This window comes from Paraburkholderia sp. CI3 (assembly GCF_050436505.1).
In the GTDB taxonomy this organism is placed as follows: domain Bacteria; phylum Pseudomonadota; class Gammaproteobacteria; order Burkholderiales; family Burkholderiaceae; genus Paraburkholderia; species Paraburkholderia tuberum.
The window spans coordinates 3,118,295-3,139,684 of record NZ_JBNDMI010000004.1; the positions used below are offsets into that span (position 1 = coordinate 3,118,295).

General features: G+C 64.2%; 19 protein-coding genes and 1 tRNA gene. 16 read left to right on the forward strand and 4 right to left on the reverse strand.

The window, feature by feature from the left end; genetic code table 11:
- Positions 1-136 precede the first annotated feature (136 nt).
- Complete coding sequence (locus OKW29_RS35880) at positions 137-1,993, forward strand: phosphoenolpyruvate carboxykinase (GTP) (RefSeq protein WP_429294270.1); 1,857 nt, start codon at positions 137-139, stop codon at positions 1,991-1,993.
- Positions 1,994-2,005: 12 nt separating this feature from the next.
- On the opposite strand, the gene OKW29_RS35885 is transcribed toward OKW29_RS35880, so the two are convergent.
- Positions 2,006-2,296 carry a hypothetical protein gene (locus OKW29_RS35885; RefSeq protein WP_429294271.1) on the reverse strand — a complete coding sequence of 97 codons (291 nt, stop codon included), beginning with the start codon at positions 2,294-2,296 and terminating at the stop codon, positions 2,006-2,008.
- A gap of 39 nt (positions 2,297-2,335) precedes the next feature.
- Here OKW29_RS35885 and OKW29_RS35890 point away from each other — a divergent pair, with 39 nt between their 5' ends.
- Complete coding sequence (locus OKW29_RS35890; protein ID WP_090802249.1) at positions 2,336-3,442, forward strand: LysR family transcriptional regulator; 1,107 nt, start codon at positions 2,336-2,338, stop codon at positions 3,440-3,442.
- A 188-nt stretch (positions 3,443-3,630) separates the two neighbouring features.
- Here OKW29_RS35890 and OKW29_RS35895 read toward each other — a convergent pair whose 3' ends face one another.
- From OKW29_RS35895 to dprA, 3 genes are all read right to left on the reverse strand, one after another.
- The gene (locus OKW29_RS35895) at positions 3,631-6,297 is read right to left on the reverse strand and encodes a DNA topoisomerase III (RefSeq protein WP_184025765.1); all 2,667 of its coding nucleotides are present in this window, start codon (positions 6,295-6,297) and stop codon (positions 3,631-3,633) included.
- A gap of 308 nt (positions 6,298-6,605) precedes the next feature.
- On the reverse strand, positions 6,606-6,983 hold the full coding sequence (locus OKW29_RS35900) for a thioredoxin family protein (protein WP_018418960.1): 378 nt from the start codon (positions 6,981-6,983) through the stop codon (positions 6,606-6,608).
- Positions 6,984-7,084: 101 nt separating this feature from the next.
- Positions 7,085-8,314: a DNA-processing protein DprA gene (gene dprA, locus OKW29_RS35905; RefSeq protein ID WP_429294272.1), complete on the reverse strand. Its 1,230-nt coding sequence runs from the start codon at positions 8,312-8,314 to the stop codon at positions 7,085-7,087.
- Between the two features lie 277 nt (positions 8,315-8,591).
- Here dprA and def point away from each other — a divergent pair, with 277 nt between their 5' ends.
- The 14 genes from def (at position 8,592) to OKW29_RS35975 (ending at position 21,338) form a co-directional block, all read left to right on the forward strand.
- On the forward strand, positions 8,592-9,095 hold the full coding sequence (gene def, locus OKW29_RS35910) for a peptide deformylase (protein WP_429294273.1): 504 nt from the start codon (positions 8,592-8,594) through the stop codon (positions 9,093-9,095).
- Positions 9,096-9,127: 32 nt separating this feature from the next.
- The gene (fmt, locus tag OKW29_RS35915; RefSeq protein WP_429294274.1) at positions 9,128-10,123 is read left to right on the forward strand and encodes a methionyl-tRNA formyltransferase; all 996 of its coding nucleotides are present in this window, start codon (positions 9,128-9,130) and stop codon (positions 10,121-10,123) included.
- A 116-nt stretch (positions 10,124-10,239) separates the two neighbouring features.
- Positions 10,240-10,881, forward strand: a complete 642-nt coding sequence (locus OKW29_RS35920; RefSeq protein WP_429294275.1) for a LysE family translocator — start codon at positions 10,240-10,242, stop codon at positions 10,879-10,881.
- A gap of 105 nt (positions 10,882-10,986) precedes the next feature.
- The gene (gene htpX / locus OKW29_RS35925) at positions 10,987-11,844 is read left to right on the forward strand and encodes a zinc metalloprotease HtpX (RefSeq protein ID WP_018418965.1); all 858 of its coding nucleotides are present in this window, start codon (positions 10,987-10,989) and stop codon (positions 11,842-11,844) included.
- 199 nt (positions 11,845-12,043) lie between these two features.
- Positions 12,044-13,483, forward strand: coding sequence for a 16S rRNA (cytosine(967)-C(5))-methyltransferase RsmB (rsmB, locus tag OKW29_RS35930; protein ID WP_429294276.1), 1,440 nt, complete (start codon positions 12,044-12,046; stop codon positions 13,481-13,483).
- Positions 13,480-14,079, forward strand: coding sequence for a DUF4390 domain-containing protein (locus OKW29_RS35935; RefSeq protein ID WP_090802240.1), 600 nt, complete (start codon positions 13,480-13,482; stop codon positions 14,077-14,079). The genes rsmB and OKW29_RS35935 overlap by 4 nt, the downstream gene beginning before the upstream one ends.
- On the forward strand, positions 14,069-16,495 hold the full coding sequence (locus OKW29_RS35940; protein ID WP_429294277.1) for an ATP-binding protein: 2,427 nt from the start codon (positions 14,069-14,071) through the stop codon (positions 16,493-16,495). Before OKW29_RS35935 ends, OKW29_RS35940 begins: the two co-directional genes overlap by 11 nt.
- On the forward strand, positions 16,496-17,185 hold the full coding sequence (gene esaR / locus OKW29_RS35945; protein ID WP_184025800.1) for a response regulator transcription factor EsaR: 690 nt from the start codon (positions 16,496-16,498) through the stop codon (positions 17,183-17,185).
- A gap of 93 nt (positions 17,186-17,278) precedes the next feature.
- A tRNA-Phe gene (locus OKW29_RS35950) sits at positions 17,279-17,354 on the forward strand.
- Positions 17,355-17,749: 395 nt separating this feature from the next.
- Positions 17,750-18,481 (forward strand): 7-cyano-7-deazaguanine synthase QueC, encoded by a 732-nt coding sequence (queC, locus tag OKW29_RS35955; protein WP_429294278.1) that lies wholly within the window; start codon positions 17,750-17,752, stop codon positions 18,479-18,481.
- A 54-nt stretch (positions 18,482-18,535) separates the two neighbouring features.
- Entirely contained in the window at positions 18,536-19,168 is a 633-nt protein-coding gene (gene queE / locus OKW29_RS35960) for a 7-carboxy-7-deazaguanine synthase (protein ID WP_013088055.1), read from the forward strand.
- A gap of 9 nt (positions 19,169-19,177) precedes the next feature.
- Entirely contained in the window at positions 19,178-19,633 is a 456-nt protein-coding gene (gene queD, locus OKW29_RS35965; RefSeq protein ID WP_187615331.1) for a 6-carboxytetrahydropterin synthase QueD, read from the forward strand.
- Positions 19,634-19,824: 191 nt separating this feature from the next.
- Positions 19,825-20,607: an HpcH/HpaI aldolase family protein gene (locus OKW29_RS35970; protein WP_429294279.1), complete on the forward strand. Its 783-nt coding sequence runs from the start codon at positions 19,825-19,827 to the stop codon at positions 20,605-20,607.
- 29 nt (positions 20,608-20,636) lie between these two features.
- The gene (locus tag OKW29_RS35975; protein ID WP_409340037.1) at positions 20,637-21,338 is read left to right on the forward strand and encodes a tetratricopeptide repeat protein; all 702 of its coding nucleotides are present in this window, start codon (positions 20,637-20,639) and stop codon (positions 21,336-21,338) included.
- Positions 21,339-21,390: the final 52 nt, after the last annotated feature.

Consider the following 21,390-nt stretch of genomic DNA (forward strand, 5'->3'; position numbering starts at 1 on the left):
TGGCCCAGGACGATCTGCGCAATCATGCGCCGCCAGTGGAAAATTGACACGTCGGCGCGATGAATTCAATGCCTCTCGCATGCAGCGTCCCGCGGGCTTGTACCGTTTTTCTATTGCTTCAAACGGAGACAAGTCGATGAATCATCCCTCGTTCGAAGGCCAGCCCACTATCGAGGCGCCCACATGGATCAAACACCGCAAGCTGATCGACTGGGTCCAGCGCATCGCCGCGCTGACCAAGCCTGAAAAAGTGGTCTGGTGCGACGGCTCGCAGGAAGAATATGACCGCCTGTGCGCGCAGATGGTCGAAGCCGGAACGCTGAAGAAACTCAACCCCGCCAAGCGTCCCAATTCCTATCTCGCCTGGTCCGATCCGTCCGACGTCGCGCGCGTCGAGGATCGCACCTTCATCTGCTCGCAGCGCGCCGAGGACGCCGGCCCCACCAACAACTGGATCTCCCCGGCCGAAATGCGCTCGACGCTCGACGGCCTGTTCGATGGCGCGATGCGCGGCCGCACGATGTACGTGGTGCCGTTCTCGATGGGCCCGCTCGGCTCGCCGATCGCGCATATCGGCGTCGAGTTGAGCGACAGCCCGTACGTCGCGACCAATATGCGCATCATGACGCGCATGGGCCGCAAGGTGTATGACGTGCTCGGCGAGGACGGCGAGTTCGTGCCGTGCGTGCATTCGGTCGGCGCGCCGCTCGCGGCGGGCGAGCAGGACGTCTCGTGGCCTTGCAACAAGACCAAGTACATCGTGCATTTCCCCGAATCGCGCGAAATCTGGAGCTTTGGCTCGGGCTATGGCGGCAATGCGCTGCTCGGCAAGAAGTGCTTCGCGCTGCGCATCGCATCGACGATGGGCCGCGACGAGGGCTGGCTCGCCGAACACATGCTGATTCTCGGCGTCACCTCGCCGGACGGGCGCAAGCATCACGTGGCGGCGGCGTTTCCGTCGGCGTGCGGCAAGACCAACTTTGCGATGCTGATCCCGCCGGCGGGCCTGAACGGCTGGAAAATCTCGACGATCGGCGACGACATCGCGTGGATCAAGCCGGGCAAGGACGGCCGCCTGTACGCGATCAATCCGGAAGCCGGCTACTTCGGCGTAGCGCCCGGCACGAGCGAAAAGACCAACTACAATGCGCTCGCCACGTTGAAGGAAAACGTGATCTTCACGAACGTCGCGCTGACCGACGACGGCGACGTCTGGTGGGAAGGCATGACCGACGAGCCGCCGGCGCATCTGATCGACTGGCAGGGCATGGACTGGACGCCAGCCGAGGCAAAAGAAACCGGCCGCAAAGCGGCGCATCCGAACGCGCGCTTCACTGCGCCAGCTTCGCAGTGCCCGTCGATCGATGCGGACTGGGAAAACCCGGCCGGTGTCGCAATCGACGCATTCATCTTCGGTGGCCGCCGCTCGACCACCGTGCCGCTCGTCACCGAAGCGCGCAACTGGGTCGAGGGCGTCTACATGGCGGCGACAATGGGCTCTGAAACCACCGCCGCGGCGGCTGGACAACAGGGCGTGGTGCGCCGCGATCCGTTCGCGATGCTGCCGTTCTGCGGCTACAACATGAGCGACTATTTCACTCATTGGCTGAAGACCGGCGAGCGTCTGCAGCAGTTGAGCGCGAAGCTGCCGAAAATCTTCTGCGTGAACTGGTTCCGCAAGGGCGCGGACGGCAAGTTCGTGTGGCCTGGCTTCGGCGAGAACATGCGCGTGCTGAGCTGGATGGTCGGCCGCATCGAAGGCACCGCGCAGGGCGAAGAGCATGCGTTCGGCATTTCGCCGCACTATGAGGACATCGACTGGAGCGGGCTGAACTTCAGCCCCGAGCAGTTCGAGCAGGTGATTTCCGTCGATGACGCTGCATGGCGCGACGAGCTCGTGTTGCACACGAAGCTGTTTGACACGCTGCAATACGGTCTGCCGCCGGCACTGACTGAGGCGAAGCGCGCGCTCGAGGAAAAACTCACAGCGTGATTATGTGAGTGCTCACTCAGCATAAAAAGCCGCCCTCGGGCGGTTTTTTCGTTGGGCGCCCGGTTTATTTCCGTTTTTTCGAGTTCCGCAACGGCCGAACGACCGTGGCGTCTGTTCGAACAAAAAAGACAGAGCAAGCTGCAGCGCAGCAGATTGTTTTTGATTTGGGAATAATCGCTGGTCGGACCCCGGTTTTATCGACACAGTCGTACCAAAATTGACAATATTTCCTATTTTGCGGGCAACTTCTGCACGATTTTGCGAGTCGTAGGAGAATTCCAAGTTCGCTTCACTGGTTTTCACCAATTGTCAGGAAGCAGTAACAAGGCAGGGAGTTGTCCTATGGATCATTTGCAGTCGATGCGAGTTTTCGTCAAGGTGGCGGATCTCGGCAGTTTTGCCCGCGCCGCGAGCGCCATGGATATTTCCAACGCGGTCGCCACCCGTCACGTTGCGGACCTCGAGGGCCGTCTTGGTACGCGGCTGCTCAATCGCACGACCCGCAGCTTGTCGCTGACCGAATCCGGTCAGGTCTACCTCGAGCGCGCCCGTCAGATTCTCGACGAACTGGAAGACGTCGAACAGATGGTGGTCGCTCGCAATCACGAACCCGTCGGCACGCTACGCATCGTCGCGCCCGTCGTGTTCGGGCTGCATAACCTCGCGCCCGTGCTGCAAACGTACGCGGAGCGTTATCCAAAAGTCATTCCCGACGTCACGCTGGTCGATCGTCAGGTGGACCTCGTCGAAGAGGGCTTCGACGTCGGCGTCGTGATCGCGCGGCAAATGCGCAGCGCGAGTATCGTTACGCGGCGTCTGACCACGGGTTGCATGACCGTCTGCGCGACGCCGGCTTATCTGGAAAAGCATGGCATGCCGACGCGTCCCGAACATCTGCTCGAGCACCCGTGCCTGAGCCTGCCATCCGAATACTGGGGCGATGAACGCGTGTTTACGGGGCCGGAAGGCGAAGTGCGCGTGCGGCCGTCGAACGTGATCGTCGCGAACAACACGGAGATGCTGAGACAGTTTGCGCTGCTCGGCATGGGCACCGCGATTCTGCCGAGCTATCTGATCGGTCGCGACATGACGCGCGGCCGGCTCGTGCGTTTGCTCGGCGATTACCGTTTGCCGCAGGTCGAGATCAATATTGCGTACCCAAGCCGCCGTCACCTGCCGGCCAAGGTGCGCACGTTCATCGACCATCTGGTCGAGCACTTCAACCAGACGCCGAACAGCGTGCTCGGCGAGCAGTGGATCAAGGACGGTCTGGAGCGTCCGGCGACGTCGGCCGCGTTCGAGACTGCCGAGTCGCGCGCACCGGAAGCGTTCGATGGCGCCGAGCCGCTGTCGCGGCTTCTCGATAGCGAGCTGTCGCCGGCCGTGCCGAAGCCGATGACGAAGTCGTCCAATCGCAGTCCACGCCCGACGGCGTTATCGCCGCTGTAAATCTCTGAATGTCGAAGCCCGCAGCGATGCGGGCCGGCATTAAAAAGGCGCAGTCACCTCAAGTGACTGCGCCTTTTTTCATGGACAGATGCGGACTACACCGCGGGCTGTGCACGGATCGCCGACTGCGGTGGCTAATGTAGCTATTCCTGCTACCACCGCGAGCCGCCGATCCGAATCTCGCCCTACTAGCCGGTTTTTCGCGCCGCGGTCTTTTTCGCCGGTGCCTTCTTGGCCGCCGCGGACTTGGCGGCGGGCGCCTTCTTCGCCGCCACCTTCTTTTCCGCCGGCTCGGCCTTCACGGCCACCGCGGTATCACCTTCGTCCGCTTCCGACATCGCCTTGGCCGCGGAACGAGCACCCGAAGTCTTCGCCGCTGCGGTCTTCGCCGCCGCCGGCTCCTTCTTCTCGAATTCGAAGCCGATCTTGCCGTCGTTCTGCTTGACGAGGAAAGCTTTGAAGTTACGGCCGGTACGCGACGACTTGAAGTTCGTCAGCAGATCGGTGCGACCCTCCTCGAGCAGTTTGGCCATCTGCTCGCGGGCGATTTCCTGCTGCAGGATCACCTTGCCGGAACGGAAGTCGCACGACTTCGGATTCGCCACCGAGTTTTCGCAGACGTAGCTCATGCCATGCTCGAAAACGCGGCCTTGGCACTTCGGACACGCGCCGACCGGCTGCTGATCGGAGAAGTCGGGCGGCTCGCCGTCTTCGCCGGCCGCGTCCTGGCCGAAGTCGAACTCGAGCTTGTAATTCTTGATCTCGTCGTCGAGCGACAGTTTCAGGATCGCCGAGAACGGCCGCCCCATCTTGCTGCGGAAGCCCGACAGCGGCCCGATCGTCTTGTTCTGCAGCAGTTCTTCGACTTCGGCGATCTCGAACTGACGGCCGCCCGGAATCTTCGAGATCGAGAACTCGCACTTCGAGCACGCGAAACGCCGGTAGTTTTCCTTCACCTGGCCACCGCAATTCGGGCAAGGTGTCTGCAATGTCGCGTAATCGCCCGGGATCGTGTCGGAATCGTATTCCTTCGCGCGCTTGACGATAGTCTGCGTCATGCGCGCGATTTCCTGCATGAACGCGTCGCGTGGCAGGTTGCCGCGCTCCATCTGCGACAGCTTGTATTCCCATTCGCCGGTTAGCTCCGGCGCAGTCAGCTCCTTCACGCCGAGGCCGCGCAGCAGCGTCATCAGCTGGAAGGCCTTGGCGGTCGGAATCAGATCACGGCCTTCGCGGATCAGGTACTTTTCGGTGAGCAGACCTTCGATGATCGCCGCGCGCGTTGCCGGCGTACCGAGCCCCTTGGCCGCCATCGCTTCGCGCAATTCGTCGTCTTCGACCAGTTTTCCCGCACCTTCCATCGCCGACAGCAGCGTCGCTTCGTTGTAGCGCGCTGGTGGCTTCGTGACCAGTTGCTGTGCGGCGATCTTGTCGGTCTTGACCTTTTCGTCTTTCTGCACCGGCACGAGGTTCGCGTCATCGCCGCTGGTTTCGCGGCCGTAGATCTGCAGCCAGCCCGGCTCGACGAGCACCTTGCCTTCGGTCTTGAAGTGATGGCCGACCACCTCGGTGATACGCGTCGTCACACGGTATTCGGCGGCCGGGAAGAACACCGAAAGGAAGCGCTTCACGACAAGGTCGTAGAGCTTCTGCTCCGGCTCGGACAGATTCTTCGGCGCCTGCAGCGTCGGGATGATTGCGAAGTGGTCGCTGATCTTCGAGTTGTCGAAGATGCGCTTGTTCGGCTTCACCCAGCCCTTGTCGAGCACCTGCTTCGCGAACGGCAGGTAGTTGTTGCTCTCCTTGAGCATGCCGAGCGTCTGCTTGACCGTGTCCAGATAGTCTTCCGGCAACGCGCGCGCGTCGGTTCGCGGATAGGTCAGTACCTTGTGCTTTTCGTACAGCGCCTGAGCGAGACCCAGCGTGTTCTTCGCCGAAAAGCCGAAGCGGCCGTTGGCTTCTCGCTGCAGACTGGTCAGGTCGAAGAGCGCGGGCGACAGCTGCGTCGACGGTTTCGACTCCTCGGTCACCGTGCCGAGCTGGCCGCGGCAAGCCGCGACGATCGTCTCTGCCGCTGGCAACGCCCAGAGGCGCGAGTCGCGCTTCTCCGGGTCGAACTCGTCGCGCTTGAATTTCGGGTCGAACCAGCGGCCTTCGTAGAAGCCGGCCGCGCAGACGAACTCCGCCTTCACTTCCCAGTAGTCGCGCGGCACGAAGCGTCGAATCTTCTCTTCGCGCTCGACGACGATCGATAGCGTCGGCGTCTGCACGCGCCCGACCGTGGTCAGGAAAAAGCCGCCGCCCTTGCTGTTGAACGCGGTCATCGCGCGCGTGCCGTTGATGCCAACGAGCCAGTCCGCCTCCGAGCGGCAACGCGCCGCGTCGGCGAGCGGCTGCATCTCTTCGTCGCTGCGCAGACGCGCGAAACCGTCGCGGATCGAGCCGGCCGTCATCGACTGCAGCCACAGCCGTTGCACCGGCTGTTTGGCTTTCGCGTGCTGCGCGATCAGGCGAAAAATCAGTTCGCCCTCGCGCCCCGCGTCGCATGCGTTGATCAGACGGTCGATGTCCTTGCGCTTCATCAGCCTGGTCAGCACCTTCAGGCGCGACTCGCTCTTCGCGATCGGATTCAGATCGAAATGCGGAGGAATGACGGGCAGATTGGCAAAGCTCCACTTGCCGCGCTTGACTTCGTAGTCGTCGGGCGCGGCGATTTCCAGCAGGTGGCCCACTGCCGACGAAAGGACGTAGTCGTCGCTTTCGTAGTACTCGTCATGCTTGGTAAAGCCGCCCAAAGCGCGCGCGATGTCGTTCGCGACAGAAGGCTTTTCGGCGATGATCAGTGCTTTGGACATGACTCGATGTGAGGTTGGTAGATCCGGGTTGGTGGCCTTGAGGGCCAACATGGCGCGCGACGCTCGCTTGAGACCTCTTTCGACCCAATAACGACCGCTTTATAGCACAAGGTGCGAACCCAACGGGTCAAGTGCCATAAAAGCGCGTCATCATAATTGCGCGTCCAGAGGTTGATCAACTGCGGCAAACGCCGCGTGCGGACAGCGATGCCAGCCGCGATGCTGTCCCAAATGATCGGCGGGGGCCTGTGCCGCAAGCCGCGCGTCGCGAGGCTTTCCGTTTGACCGGGCGGCGCGCGAGGCCGCCTTCAGGCGACCGCCAGCGCCGGCCGCAGCTTTGGCGCACCGGTTACGCCGGGCAGCGCGGTCAGATCCGACAGCATCCGCTCGACGATCGACACCTGTGGCAAAACCGTACCGAAAAACCGTGTCGTCACCGAGTCTTCGATCAGGACGGTCGGGAAATTCTCGACGTCCAGATCGTCGAACCGATCCGCATGAGTTTCGATGTCGATCCATGCGAAACAGACTTCCGGGTGCCGCTCGGCCAGTTGGTTGAAGGAGTCCCGGTACTCGCGACACGTTCCGCACCACTCCGCGCACAGGCATGCAACGAACAGCGTGTCGGGTTCGTTGACGCGCTCGGCGATCCGGTCCTGGTCGGTGTCGAGGTTCAGCGCGGGCATGAAGTGATTTCCTTGTGTGTTTTGTCGGGTGCTTTGGCGCGAATGTAGCATGGCCGGTCGCGAAAAGTTGCCAATCTGCATTGACGCCGGTCAGTCTCGGCTCAGTCATGATGGGCTCGCATGAAGCGGCCGCCGGGCAGCAGCGTGACCTCGCCGGCGAGTTCGAGCCGGAGCAAGGCGGCGTGCAGGGCGGCGTTCTCCATCTCGGTACGGGCGGCGAGAATTTCAAGCGTGGTCGGCGAATGGCCGAGCGCGGCGAGCAGACGCTGTGCGTCAGGGGCGAGCGCCGGCTGCGGGGCCGGCCCGGACGCCGGTGCGTCGGCGAAGGCTGCGGTCGTAGCGGGCAAAGCGGTCCCACCCGACGAAACATGCAAACCCGCATGCTCCAGCGGCACGGCCCGCTTCGCCGAGCGTCTCGCATCGCCCGCCGGCCGCCGGGCAAAACCGAGCTCCTCCAGCACCTCGTCAGGCGTTTCCACGAGCCGCGCTCCCTGCTTGATCATCCGATGACAGCCGCGCGACAACGGCGCGTAAATCGATCCAGGCAACGCGAACACATCGCGCCCCATCTCATTGGCAAGCCGCGCGGTAATGAGCGAACCGGAACGCATAGCCGCCTCGACGATCACGACTCCGCTGACCAGCCCAGCGATCAGCCGGTTGCGCTGTGGGAAGTTGGCGGCGCGTGCCGGCGTGCCGAGCGGCCACTCCGAGAGAATCGCACCCTGCGCGGCGATCTGCCGCGCGAGCGCTTGATGCGCGGCGGGATATACGAGGTCCGCACCGGTGCCTACCACCGCGACCGTTCCGCCGACACCTTCCAACCCGCCCCGATGCGCGGCGCCGTCGATGCCGAGTGCGAGCCCCGATACGACCGTCACGCCCGCCGCCGACAGCTCTCGCGCGAACCGCCGCGCATCCTCGATGCCCTGCGGCGTCGCGCTGCGGCTGCCGACCAGCGCGACCGCGCGCGTATGCAGCAAATCAAGCCGGCCCTTTATATATAGGAGCGGTGGCGGATCGGGGATCGTCAGCAGCGCGGGCGGATAGGCGGGATCGTCGAGCGTGACGATCTGGTTACCCGGCTGCTCGCGCCATGCGAGCACTGCATCGAGCTGGCCGTCGAACGCTGGACCCGGTGGCGCCAGCACCGCGCGCGCCGCGGTGTCACCGGCGACCTCCGCGAGCGTCTCCGGCGACTGCGCCAACAGCGCCTGCGGCAGCCCGAATGCGCCCAGCAACAGGCGCAACGCCGCGGGTTTTAGGCCCGGCGCAAGTGACAACCGCAGCCAGGCGGCAAGTTCGATACGGGTCGCGGGCAAGGTCTGCATGCGGGTCGCTCCTCTGGCGGGGCCTGCGGGCAGGCGGGCGCCATGCTAAAATTTTCATCATCCGAAATAAAAACGCGGAAATAAAACGGCAATGAGCCGCGAATAATCGCGGCGCCGCGCTTACCGGCGCGGGTTCGTCGTCGGGCGCAAGAGGCGCGTTGAATCGAACCGGTTCGACATCATCTATCCTCTGCGTATTACGACGGGCTCACAACCTGGCCAAATGGCCAACGCGAGCCTCCAACGGTTGGCGGCGTCTCAAATCACACTCGAAATCATGGCTTTACTGAGCATCCTCAATTACCCGGACAAACGGCTGCACAAGGTGGCGAGGCCAGTCCCGGAGGTCAACGACCGTATCCGCCGTCTCGTCGCGGACATGGCCGAAACGATGTACGCGGCGCCCGGCGTCGGCCTCGCCGCCACCCAGGTGGACGTGCACGAACGCGTGATCGTGATCGACGTGTCGGAAACGCACGACGAACTGCTCGCGTTCATCAATCCGGAAATCGTCTGGTCGAGCGATGAGAGGAAGTTGTCGGAAGAGGGCTGCCTGTCGGTGCCCGGGATCTACGACAACGTCGAGCGTGCCGAGAAAGTGCGCGTGCGTGCGCTCAACGAGAAGGGCGAAACGTTCGAGCTCGATTGCGAGGGGCTGCTCGCCGTGTGCATCCAGCACGAGATGGATCACCTGATGGGCCGCGTGTTCGTCGAGTATCTGTCGCCGCTGAAGCAAACGCGCATCAAGAGCAAGATGAAGAAGCTCGCCCACGCGATGTAACGCGCTTTCAACTTGCCTACCGCCCCCCATTCATGAGTCATTCGTTGCGCGTCATCTTTGCCGGCACACCGGAATTCGCCGCGGCCGCGCTGGCCGCGATTCATGGCGCCGGGTTTGCCGTGCCGCTCGTCTTGACGCAGCCGGACCGGCCGGCGGGTCGCGGCATGAAGCTGCAGGCGAGTCCGGTCAAGCGCTACGCACAGGAGCACGGCCTCGCGGTTGCGCAGCCCACGTCGCTGCGCCGCGCTGGCAAATATCCACAGGAAGCCGCCGCCGGCATCGAGCAACTGCGCGCGACGCCGCACGATGTGATGGTTGTCGCCGCCTACGGGCTGATCCTGCCCCAGGAAGTGCTCGACATTCCGCGCTTCGGCTGCATCAACATCCACGCGTCGCTGCTGCCACGCTGGCGCGGCGCGGCGCCGATTCATCGCGCGATCGAGGCGGGCGACACGCAAACCGGCATCACGCTGATGCAGATGGACGCTGGACTCGACACCGGCGCGATGATTTCCGAAGTACGCACCCCCATCTCCGCCGACGACACCACCGCCACGCTGCACGGCCGCCTCGCCGGGGACGGCGCGCAACTGATCGTCGACGCACTGATCGAGCTCGAGCGCAGCGGCAAGCTGACGTCGATCCCTCAACCAACCGACGGCGTGACCTACGCCGAGAAAATCGCCAAGCACGAAGCGGCGCTCGACTGGCGCCGGCCGGCCGAGGCGCTTGCGCGTCAGGTGCGCGCGTTCGACCCGTTCCCCGGCGGCGCCGGCACGCTCGACGACGGCAGCACCGTCAAGATCTGGGCCGCCACCGCCGTGGCCTCGCCGGCGTCGGGCAGCAACAAGGCGCCAGGCACCATCGTCGAGGTTGCGCCCGACGGCGTGCTGGTCGCTTGCGGCGAAGGTGCACTGCGTCTGACGCAATTGCAGAAGCCCGGCGGCAAGCGCCTGCCGGTGCGCGAATTCCTTGCTGGCTCGCCGCTCGCCGCAGGCCAGCGCTTCCAGCTTCCTTACGCGCAGTAAGCGCGTCTCGCACGCCGGAGCATCGTCCATTCGGCCGGTGTTCTCCGCGCCCGCCGCGAGCGCGACGCGCGTTAGAATCCTCCATGCAGCAGACCAGGTTTTCGAGGGTGCATCACATGTTCGGCATCGTCCATTTCGAGTTTTTCATCGTCGCGGTTTTTCTCCTGAACATCACGCCGGGGCCGGATACCGCTTATATCGTCGGGCGCAGCGTTGCCCAGGGCCGCGGCGCGGGGCTGATGTCGGCGCTCGGCATTTCGGCGGGCTGCTGCATTCACTCGCTTGCCTGCGCGTTTGGACTGACCGCGCTGTTGGCCGCGTCGGCTACGGCGTTCACCATCGTCAAATTCGTCGGCGCGATTTATCTGATCTATCTGGGGGTGCGCCTGATCTTCGCGAAACCGGCCGCGGATGCGCCGGTCGGCGATGCGCGCGCGTCGTCCACGCCGAAGTCGCTGCGGCAGTTGTTCCTGCAAGGCTTCTGGACCAACGTTCTGAACCCGAAAGTCGTGCTGTTCTTCGTGTCGTTCTTCCCGCAATTCGTCACGACGGGCAGCGAACACAAGACCTTCGCGTTTCTCACGCTCGGCGCGGTCTTCGTGCTGATGAGCATGGTCTGGAACAGTTTCGTCGCGTGGATCGCGGGCAGCGTCACGCAGCGTTTCTCGGGCAAACCGGCGGTCAAGCACTGGCTCGATCGCGGCGTCGGCAGCGCGTTCGTCGGGCTGGGCATCAAACTCGCGAGCGCCTCGCGATGATTGAATTTTCCCGCATCGCCCCTATCTAACATTTCGCTTACAATCTGGCGCCGCAATCGCGCGGCACGGAGATGAAGGCCACGCTCGGGGCAAGGAGTTGCAGACATGTTTAACTGGGTGAAAACCGCGATGTTGATGGCCGCGATTACGGCCCTTTTCATCGTGATCGGCGGGATGATCGGCGGGTCGCGCGGCATGATGGTCGCGCTCGTGATCGCCCTTGGGATGAATTTCTTCTCGTACTGGTTCTCCGACAAGATGGTCCTGCGCATGTACAACGCGCAGGAAGTCGACGAAAACAGCGCGCCGCAGTTCTATCGGATGGTGCGCGATCTCGCCACGCGCGCGAACCTGCCGATGCCGCGCGTCTACCTGATCAACGAAGACGCGCCGAACGCGTTCGCCACCGGCCGCAACCCGGAGCATGCGGCAGTCGCGGCGACCACCGGCATTCTGCGCGTACTGTCCGAGCGCGAAATGCGAGGCGTAATGGCGCACGAACTCGCGCACGTGAAGCATCGCGACATTCTGATCTCGACGATTTCGGCGACCATGGCCGGCGCGATTTCCGCGTTGGCGAACTTCGCGATGTTCTTCGGCGGCCGCGACGAAAACGGCCGTCCCGCGAACCCGATCGCGAGCATCGCGGTTGCGCTGCTCGCGCCGATTGCGGGTGCGTTGATCCAGATGGCGATTTCGCGTGCGCGCGAATTCGAAGCCGACCGGGGCGGCGCGCAGATTTCGGGCGACCCGCAGGCACTGGCGTCGGCGCTCGACAAGATCCACCGCTATGCGAGCGGCATTCCGTTCCCGACGGCCGAGGCGCATCCGGCCACCGCGCAGATGATGATCATGAATCCGCTGTCGGGCGGCGGTATCGCGAGTCTGTTCTCGACGCACCCGGCGACCGAGGAACGCATCGCGCGTTTGATGGAAATGGCGCGCACCGGGCGCTTCGACTGAGGCGCCGCGTCGCTCGGCGCGTCGAGCCTGAAGTACTGAAGAGCGGGCCCGCGAGGCCCGTTTTTTTTCGCACCGTTCGTCGCCACTGCGCGACAGCGTCTGCGGCCACCACCCACGCATGGCGGCGCCCCACCGGCGCCACGCTACAATGTGCGCTGATTGCGCCGCGCGCACCGTGCGGCTTGCCCTTGCTCCCTTCATGACTCCAAAGCCTTCTTCGCGTTCTGCTTCCTCGTCGGCGCGTTCGCGCGAATCCCGTTTGTCGACGCTGCAACTGTCGCCCGAATCGCTCGGGTTCGCACTCGATTGCGCGGCCCAGGCCGTCGGCGCCGTGCGTCTCGGCGCGGCCTTGCCCGCGGCGCTGCAAAGCGTTTTCGTGGCGGTGCCCGAGGACAACGCCGCAGCGGCGCGCGGCGCGGTGCAGGATATCGCCTATCGCACGCTGCGCCGTCTCGCGACCGCCGAGTGGCTGATCGCGAAGCTGGTGAAGAAGGCGCCTCCGCCGCACGTCGCGCATGTGCTCGCGTGCGCGCTCGCGCTGCTCGTCGACGACGAAGCGAGCGCCGCCTACACGCCGTTCACGGTCGTCGACCAGGCGGTCAGGGTGATTGGCGCGCGTCGCGAGTTCGCGTTCGCGAAGGGGCTCGTCAACGCGGTGCTGCGCAACTTCTTGCGCGAGCGCGACACGTTGCTCGCCTCCGTGCAAGCCGATGAAGTAGCGCGCTGGAACTATCCGGCCTGGTGGATCGACGCGGTGAAGCGCGCATGGCCCGAGGCGTGGCAATCGGTGCTGGCCGCCGGCAACACGCAAGGTCCGCTGACGTTGCGCGTGAACGCGCGCCATTCGACGGTCGACGCCTATCTGCAAGTGCTGCAACGCCAGCAGATCGCCGCAAGCAAGGCAGGCGAGTACGCAGTCACGCTCGCGACGCCAATGCCGGTCGAGCGTATTCCGGGCTTCAGCGAAGGTGTCGTGTCCGTGCAGGACGCAGGGGCGCAACTCGCCGCGCAATTGCTCGGCGTGCGCGACGGCATGCGCGTGCTCGACGCATGCGCGGCCCCTGGCGGCAAGACCGGGCATCTGCTCGAACTCGCCAACATTCAACTGGTCGCGCTCGAAAGCGATGCGTCTCGCGCGCGCCGCATCGGCGAAAACCTGCGGCGTCTGAAGCTCGAAGCGGAAGTGCGCATCGGCGACGCGGGCAACCCCGCGCAATGGCACGACGACCTCGACCAGCCGTTCGACCGCATCCTCGCCGACGTGCCGTGCTCGGCGTCGGGCATCGTGCGGCGTCATCCGGATATTCGCTGGCTGCGTCGTCAGTCCGATATCGCCCCGCTCGTCGCCGAACAGCGCCGCATTCTCGACGCGCTGTGGCCGCTCGTGAAACCGGGCGGCGAGTTGCTTTACGTTACCTGTTCGATCTTCCCCGAAGAGGGCGAGTTGCAGGCACAGTGGTTTGGAAACCAGCACCAGGATGCGGTACGATTGGACGCGCCGGGGCAGCTTTTACCCTCAGTTGCCCGCGCGCCCGCCGACCCATCGGCCGGTTCTCATGCTGGACGACCCGCTGAATTCAGCGCCGGCACGAACTCAGACCACGACGGATTTTTCTACGCGCGCTTTCAGAAACGGTGACCATAAAACGCTTCTTCCCGCTTCGGCTCGCTGCCGTGCTCTGGATCGCGCTGGCCGTCTGGCTTGCAGCGCCGGGCGCGGCGCACGCTGACTCGATAGCGGTGCAGCGCGCGTCGCTGCAGGCCGACAACGGCGGCTGGAGTCTCGACGCGCATTTCGAATTCGAGCTGAACAGCAATCTCGAAGACGCGGTCAACAAAGGCATTCCGCTTTATTTCACGACCGATTTCGAACTGAGCCGGCCGCGCTGGTACTGGTTCGACGAGCAGCCGGTCAGCGTGTCGCAAAGTTTGCGGCTGTCGTTCCAGCCACTCACGCGCGAATATCGCGTGTCGAGCGTGCAGTCGGGCGGCTTGCAACTCGGCTTTTCCACGCTCAACGATGCGCTCGCGGTGATCAAGCACGTGACGTCGTGGCACGTGATCGACCGCAATCAGGTGCGGGTAGGCGAAACCTATAACGCGTCCGTGCGCATGCAACTCGACATCGGGCTGATGCCCAAGCCGTTCCAGATCGACGCGGTGAACAACCGCGACTGGAACCTCGCCTCCGATTGGAAGCGCTTCACTTTCACGGCCGCCGATCGTGCTAAATAAAGTGCGCTCATCTTCCACCAGTGTCAGCAGCATCGTCGTGCGCGTGCTCGTGTCGACGGTCGCGGTGACGGCCGTGTTGCTGCTCGTGTTGCTGGCCGCCGCCAGCGCGAACACCGAATTCTTCGACCGCTATTACCAGTGGCTGTATGCGGCCAACGTCGCGGTCGCGTTGATCTTTCTGCTGGTGGTGGTGACGCTCGTCGTCATCATCATCGTGCGATTACGCACGGGCAAATTCGGCACACGGCTGCTCGCGAAGCTCGCGTTCTTCATGGCGCTGGTCGGTGTGGTGCCGGGCGGCATCATCTACATCGTGTCGTATCAGTTCGTGTCGCGCAGCATCGAGTCGTGGTTCGACGTGAACGTCGAAACCGCGCTCGCGTCCGGCCTCAACCTCGGGCGCGGCATGCTCGACGCGTCGCTGTCCGATCTGCAGACGAAGGCGCGTCTGATGTCCGAGCAGCTCGCGAGCGCGGATGCGGCCGGCACCACGTTGACGCTGCTGCGTTTGCGCGACCAGTTCGGTGTGCAGGACGCGACGATCGTCGAGCCGACCCGCAGCATGTCTGGCGCGACGCCGGACATGCACGTGGTCGCGCAGGCGTCCGGCAACTACGCGATGCTGCTGCCGAACGATCTGCCGACACCGCTGATGATCGAGCAGGCGCGTGGCCACGGCTATGCGGCGATCGAAGGCGAAGTGGACGGCGATCCGAATGCGCACGGCGGCAAGGGAGCGCTGCGTCTGCGCGTGGTGCAGCGTATTCCCGATGCGAACGCGTCGCTGTTGCAGCCCGCCGAGCGCTTCCTGCAACTGACGCAGCCGGTCTCGACGACACTCGCGCGCAATGCCGATTCAGTGCAGCGCGCGTATCGCGAGTATCAGGAGAAGGCGCTCGGCCGCACCGGCCTGCGCAAGATGTACATCGGCACGCTGACCCTGTCGCTGTTTCTCGCGACTTTCATCGCGATGATGCTCGCGCTGGCGCTCGGCAATCAGCTCGCGCGGCCGCTATTCCTGCTCGCGCAGGGCACGAAGGAAATCACCGAGGGGGACTACACGCCAAAGCGCGAGATCAAGTCGCGCGACGAACTCGGTTTCCTCACGCAGTCGTTCAATGCGATGACGCGGCAGTTGTCGGAGGCGCGCGGGGCGGTCGAGAAAAATCGTATCGCGCTCGAGCATTCGAAGGCGTATCTCGAGAGCATCCTCGCGAACCTGACCGCGGGTGTGTTCGTGTTCGACCGGCAATTCCGGCTGACCACCGCGAATCGAGGCGCCGAGCGGATTTTCCGTCAGCCGTTCCAGACGGTGCTCGGCTCGTCGCTCGATCAGATCGGCGTGCTCGGGGAATTCGGCGCGATGGTGCGCAAGGCATTCGCCGATCGCGAAGCGGCGAGTGAAGACGGCCATGACGACATCGGCCATTGGCAGCAGCAGTTCTCGGTGCCGGTGCCCGGCGAAACCGAGCCGCTCACGCTGCTCGTGCGCGGCGCGCGCCTCCTCGCGGCGAACGAGCGCGACGCTGAAGACAGGCAGACCGCGGGCTACGTGATCGTGTTCGACGACATCTCCGACGTGATCTCCGCGCAGCGTTCGATCGCATGGGGCGAAGTCGCGCGGCGTCTCGCGCACGAGATCAAGAATCCGCTCACGCCGATTCAGCTGTCGGCCGAACGATTGCAGATGAAGCTCGCCGACAAGCTCGCGCCGTCGGATGCGGACGTGCTGAAGCGCGGCGCGACGACGATCGTCAATCAGGTCGCCGCGATGAAGCAGATGGTCGACGATTTCCGCGACTACGCACGCACACCGCCCGCGGTACTCGCGCATCTGCAATTAAATGGTCTGGTCAGCGAGGTGCTCACGCTGTACGGTATCGAAGAAGGCAAGGGCGCGATCCAGGTCGAGCTGGCGGCCTTGCCCGCGATACGCGGCGACGCGACGCAGTTGCGTCAGGTGATCCACAACCTGCTGCAGAACGCGCAGGACGCGGTCGCCGAAGTCGCGCATCCGCGTGTTTTGCTCGAGACGAGGACAGTAGAATACGGAGACCCCGACGCGCAAGGCAAGGCACGCGTCGCGGTCCGTCTGACAGTGTCGGATAACGGACCAGGCTTCCCCGCGCGTATCCTCACGCGCGCGTTCGAGCCGTACGTGACGACCAAGGCCAAGGGTACGGGTCTGGGACTTGCGATGGTCAAGAAGATCGTCGACGAACATGGCGCGCGCATCGACATTCGCAATCGCATGAAGGCCGGCGACGTGATCGAAGGCGCGCAGATTTCGATTCTCTTCCTTCAACTGGCGGACGACTCCGCGCAGCCGGGTGCACCTGGTTCGGGTGCCCATCCGGCGCACGGCGGCGCGTCGCAGGGAACGACAAAAGCAACAGTGCAGACAAGGGCAGCGTAAATGGCAACCATCCTGGTGGTAGATGATGAAATGGGTATCCGGGAACTGCTCTCGGAGATCCTCAGCGACGAGGGACACGTCGTGGAGGCCGCTGAAAACGCGCAGGAGGCGCGCGAGTTCCGTCTGCGTCAGGCGCCGGACCTCGTGCTGCTCGACATCTGGATGCCGGACACCGACGGCGTGACGCTGCTCAAGGAGTGGGCCGCGCAAGGTCAATTGACGATGCCCGTGATCATGATGTCCGGTCACGCGACGATCGACACCGCGGTCGAGGCCACCAAGATCGGCGCGCTCAACTTCCTCGAAAAGCCGATCGCGTTGCAGAAGCTACTAAAGGCGGTCGAGCAGGGACTCGCGCGTGGTAACGCGGCGGCCGTGCCTGGCGGCGTGGCTGCGAAGCCGGCGTTGCCGGTCAGCGCATCGTCAGTCGCGTCGTCGGCCGCGTTGCCGATACTGTCGTCCGATGGCGTCGGCGGCGGCGCGCTCGTCGCGCAAACCGCGTCGATCTCGTTCGACATTCCGCTGCGCGATGCGCGCGATGCGTTCGAGCGCGCGTACTTCGAATATCACCTCGCGCGCGAGAACGGCAGCATGACGCGTGTCGCGGAGAAGACCGGTCTCGAGCGCACGCATCTTTATCGCAAGCTGAAGCAACTCGGCGTCGATCTCGGCAAGAACAAAGGGGAGTGAGCGCCACGTGTTGCATGCGAACGCGGCCCGGCAAATTATTTATGAAGGGGCTTGCTGAACTGCGGATCGCTTGATATAGTTTCGTTCTTCGTTGGCCCGGTAGCTCAGTTGGTAGAGCAGCGGATTGAAAATCCGCGTGTCGGTGGTTCGATTCCGCCCCAGGCCACCAGGATTCAGCCCCAGGAAATCGCAAGATTCCCTGGGGCTTTTCCGTTTGGCGGACAAGTCGTCACTTCGGCTTGCCACGCAGTTGAAGCCGCGCGCGTGGGGCAGCTGGCGTCGGCGACATTCGGTGTCGCGTGATAAAATCGCGCCAGTTCAAGGACTTGCATGCAGGCGTCGCACGCGGTCGGGCACCGCGCGAATGCAGTGCCGAGCATGTCGCACCGAAGCACCCAATCCTTCGCCCGACGATCGGCGGTATAAGCGCCCAGTCACGTTCCCGCGCAACGCGCGACCTATACTGCTTTGGGCCGGCACAGTGCCGGCACACGTCGCGCCGCGTTGCTTGCATGGCGCACCTCGCGCAGCGCGACGTGGCACTCTCATTCACGGAGTATCACGGTGATCCGCAAAGACGCTAAGCGTAGCGCGCTCGTGCTGTTTTCCGGCGGCCAGGATTCTGCCACGTGTCTCGCGTGGGCGCTCGACCGTTACGACACGGTCGAAACGGTCGGCTTCGATTATGGTCAGCGTCATCGTGTCGAACTCGAATGCCGCGAAGGATTCCGTCAGGCCGTCGTGCGTGCGTTTCCGGCGTGGGCCGATCGTCTCGGCGACGATCACACGATCGACCTGTCGCTGCTCGGCGCGATCAGCGACACCGCGATGACGCGCGAGATCGAAATCGAAGCCACGGCCAATGGATTGCCGAACACGTTCGTGCCGGGCCGCAATCTGATGTTCATGACGATCGCCGCGGCCATCGCGTATCGGCGCGGTTTGCAGGTGCTGGTCGGCGGGATGTGCGAGACGGACTTCTCGGGCTACCCCGATTGCCGCGACGACACGATGAAGGCGCTGCAGGTCGCGCTGAATCTCGGCATGGACGCGCGCTTCGCGCTGGAGACGCCGCTGATGTGGCTCGACAAGGCCGACACGTGGCGCCTCGCGCGCGAGCTCGGCGGCGACGCATTGGTGGAACTGGTGCGCGTCGAGACGCATACCTGCTACGTCGGCGAACGGGCCGAGTTGCACTCATGGGGCTTCGGCTGCGGCGAATGCCCGGCATGCCGGTTGCGCAAACGTGGCTATGAGGCCTACCTCGCCGGCGAAAAAGTCACCGAGCCGGTCTGACGGCTCGCGCGAGAGGGCCCATCATTGATTCAGGAACACAGGACAGAAAGCGGCATGACGTACGCGGTCAAGGAAATTTTCTACACGTTGCAGGGCGAGGGCGCGAATGCCGGGCGGCCGGCCGTGTTCTGCCGTTTCGCGGGCTGCAATCTGTGGTCGGGCCGCGAAGAGGATCGCGCGGAAGCCGTCTGCCGTTTCTGCGACACCGATTTCGTCGGCACCGACGGCGAGAACGGCGGCAAGTACCGCACACCTGACGAACTGGTCGCGATGATCGCGTCGCAATGGCCGCAGGGCGAGGGCGAACGCTTCGTCGTGTGCACCGGCGGTGAGCCGATGCTGCAGATCGATCAGCCGCTCGTCGACGCGCTGCACGCGGCCGGCTTCGAGATCGCGATCGAGACCAACGGCTCGCTGCCGGTGCTCGACACGATCGATTGGATCTGCGTGAGCCCGAAGGCCGACGCGCCGCTCGTCGTGACGAAGGGCAACGAACTGAAAGTCGTGATCCCGCAGGACAACCAGCGCCTCGCCGACTACGCCAAGCTCGACTTCGAGTATTTCCTCGTCCAGCCGATGGACGGCCCGTCGCGCGACATCAACACGAAGCTCGCGATCGACTGGTGCAAACGTCATCCGCAGTGGCGCCTGTCGATGCAGACTCACAAGTATCTGAACATTCCCTGATTTGCCGTGCTGACGATTACCCGAAAACTCGAATTCGACGCGGGCCACCGCATTCCCGATCACCGCAGCCAGTGCCGTAATCTGCATGGCCATCGCTACGTGCTCGAAATCACGCTGCAAGGCGATCTGGTCGACACCGAAGGCGCGCCCGATCGCGGCATGGTGATGGACTTCGCCGACGTGAAGTCGCTCGCCAACGAGCACCTGGTCGACAAGTGGGACCACGCGTTTCTCGTCTATGAAGGCGACACGCAGGTGCGTGACTTCCTCGACAGTATGGCGGGTCACAAGACGGTCGTGATCGATCGCATTCCGACCGTCGAAAACCTCGCCGCGATTGCGTTCGACATTCTCGCGAACGTCTACGACGCGCACTACGGCGTGAACCTGCGCCTGCACAAAGTGCGTCTGTACGAGACGCCGAATTGCTGGGCCGAGGTGGTCCGCGACTCGCTTCCCACCTGAATCCACGCCCCGCCACGCGAACTAACTCTCGCGTTATTGTCACGGTATGATCGTTCCGACCAACACACGGAGCGAGACATGCCGGTCACCGCATCGCGTCGCAGCAGGCAACGAGGCCGTCAGCGCCCCGGTGCCTGCCTGATCCACTATCTGGCCCCGCTTCGCATTGCAAACCTCCGCGAGGCCAGCCGATGAGCACCTTCACCAACTCCCTCAAACAACGTCTGAAGGACAACGCGCCGCTGATCGGGCTGTGGTTGTCGCTCGGCAGCGAGGCCGCCGCGGAAGCACTCGCGCACGCCGGCTTCGACTGGCTGCTGATCGACATGGAGCACGCGCCCAACGATAGCGGCGGCGTCGAGTCGCAATTGCGCGCGATTGCCGCCGCCCATCTACCGAGCGAGCCGGTGGTGCGGGTGCCCGCGAGCGAGCCGTGGCTCGTCAAGCGCGTGCTCGACGCCGGCGCGCGCACGCTGATGTTCCCGAACATCGAATCCGCTGAAGACGCGGCACGCGCCGTGCGGCTCACCCAATATCCGACCGCCGAGGCGCTCGACGGCCTGCGCGGTGTCGCGGGCGTCGTGCGCGCGGCCGGTTACGGCATGCGGCGTGATTACGTGCAGACGGCCAACGCACAGATCGCGACGATTGTGCAGATCGAATCGGCGCGCGGCTTGCGGGAGGTCGAGCAGATCGCGGCGACGCCGGGCGTCGATTGCCTGTTCGTCGGGCCGGCCGATCTGGCCGCGAGCCTTGGTCATCTCGGCGACGCGAAACACGCGGACGTGCAGGTGGCGATGGCGCGTATCGTCAGCGCGGCGGACAAGGCCGGCATTGCCGCCGGCATCTTCGCGATGGACGTGGCGAGCGCGCGGCAGCATCGCGACGCCGGTTTTCGCTTCGTCGCGCTAGCCGCCGACGTGATCTGGATGTTGCGCGCGACGCGCCAGGCATTACAGGAGGTGAGGTCATGAACGGCACAGTGCAGGGGGGCGCCGGGCGGATGATCACGCGAGTGACCGCGCAAGTGACCATGGCGGCGGCGCTGCTCGCGACTGGGGCGTGGAACGCCGCGTATGCACAGGATCGCGTCGCCAAGGCGAACGATCCGCAGACGCAATCCGCGGTGGCCGACTACAACGCCGGCAACCTTGGCGCGGCGCTGAGCGAATTCCGCCAGGCCGCCGAGCGCGGCAGCCGGCTTGCGCAGTTCAACTACGCGATGATGCTGCTCAACGGCGAAGGCACGCCGGTCAACGTCGACGAAGGCAAGAAGTGGCTGCGCAAGGCCGCCGACGCGAACATGTCGCACGCGCAATACGTGTACGGCAAGATGTACGACGATGGCGAGTTCGTCGAGCGCGATCCGGTGGAGGCGCATCGCTGGTTCATGAAGGCGGCCGCGCAGGGCCATGTGCAGGCGGAGCTCGCGCTCGCGAATCAGTTCCTCGACGGACGCGGTACCGAGCGTGACAACAAGCAGGCGTTCGTCTGGTACAAGAAAGCGGCGCAGGGCGGCGACATGACCGCGCAGTACGTGACCGGCTCGTTCTACGAGCGTGGCGGCGATGGTGTCGACCGGAATCTGAATGTGGCGCGCGCGTATTACGCGGCCGCGGCGGCGCAGGGCGATCCTGCCGCGCGCCTGAAGTATCAGCAGTTGAGCGCGCAGCTGCGCGATCAGAAGGAAGTGAAGCCGCAGTAATGAAGCAGCAATAAAGCAAAAGGGCGCTCGCAACGAGCGCCCCTTTTTTGCA

Coding starts and splice junctions, on each gene's coding strand:
- OKW29_RS35880 (WP_429294270.1), top strand. CDS start 137: ATGAATCATCCCTCGTTCGAAGGCCAGCCCACTATCGAGGCGCCCACA.
- OKW29_RS35890 (WP_090802249.1), top strand. CDS start 2,336: ATGGATCATTTGCAGTCGATGCGAGTTTTCGTCAAGGTGGCGGATCTC.
- OKW29_RS35895 (WP_184025765.1), bottom strand. CDS start 6,297: ATGTCCAAAGCACTGATCATCGCCGAAAAGCCTTCTGTCGCGAACGAC.
- OKW29_RS35900 (WP_018418960.1), bottom strand. CDS start 6,983: ATGCCCGCGCTGAACCTCGACACCGACCAGGACCGGATCGCCGAGCGC.
- dprA (WP_429294272.1), bottom strand. CDS start 8,314: ATGCAGACCTTGCCCGCGACCCGTATCGAACTTGCCGCCTGGCTGCGG.
- def (WP_429294273.1), top strand. CDS start 8,592: ATGGCTTTACTGAGCATCCTCAATTACCCGGACAAACGGCTGCACAAG.
- fmt (WP_429294274.1), top strand. CDS start 9,128: ATGAGTCATTCGTTGCGCGTCATCTTTGCCGGCACACCGGAATTCGCC.
- OKW29_RS35920 (WP_429294275.1), top strand. CDS start 10,240: ATGTTCGGCATCGTCCATTTCGAGTTTTTCATCGTCGCGGTTTTTCTC.
- htpX (WP_018418965.1), top strand. CDS start 10,987: ATGTTTAACTGGGTGAAAACCGCGATGTTGATGGCCGCGATTACGGCC.
- rsmB (WP_429294276.1), top strand. CDS start 12,044: ATGACTCCAAAGCCTTCTTCGCGTTCTGCTTCCTCGTCGGCGCGTTCG.
- esaR (WP_184025800.1), top strand. CDS start 16,496: ATGGCAACCATCCTGGTGGTAGATGATGAAATGGGTATCCGGGAACTG.
- queE (WP_013088055.1), top strand. CDS start 18,536: ATGACGTACGCGGTCAAGGAAATTTTCTACACGTTGCAGGGCGAGGGC.
- OKW29_RS35970 (WP_429294279.1), top strand. CDS start 19,825: ATGAGCACCTTCACCAACTCCCTCAAACAACGTCTGAAGGACAACGCG.
- OKW29_RS35975 (WP_409340037.1), top strand. CDS start 20,637: ATGATCACGCGAGTGACCGCGCAAGTGACCATGGCGGCGGCGCTGCTC.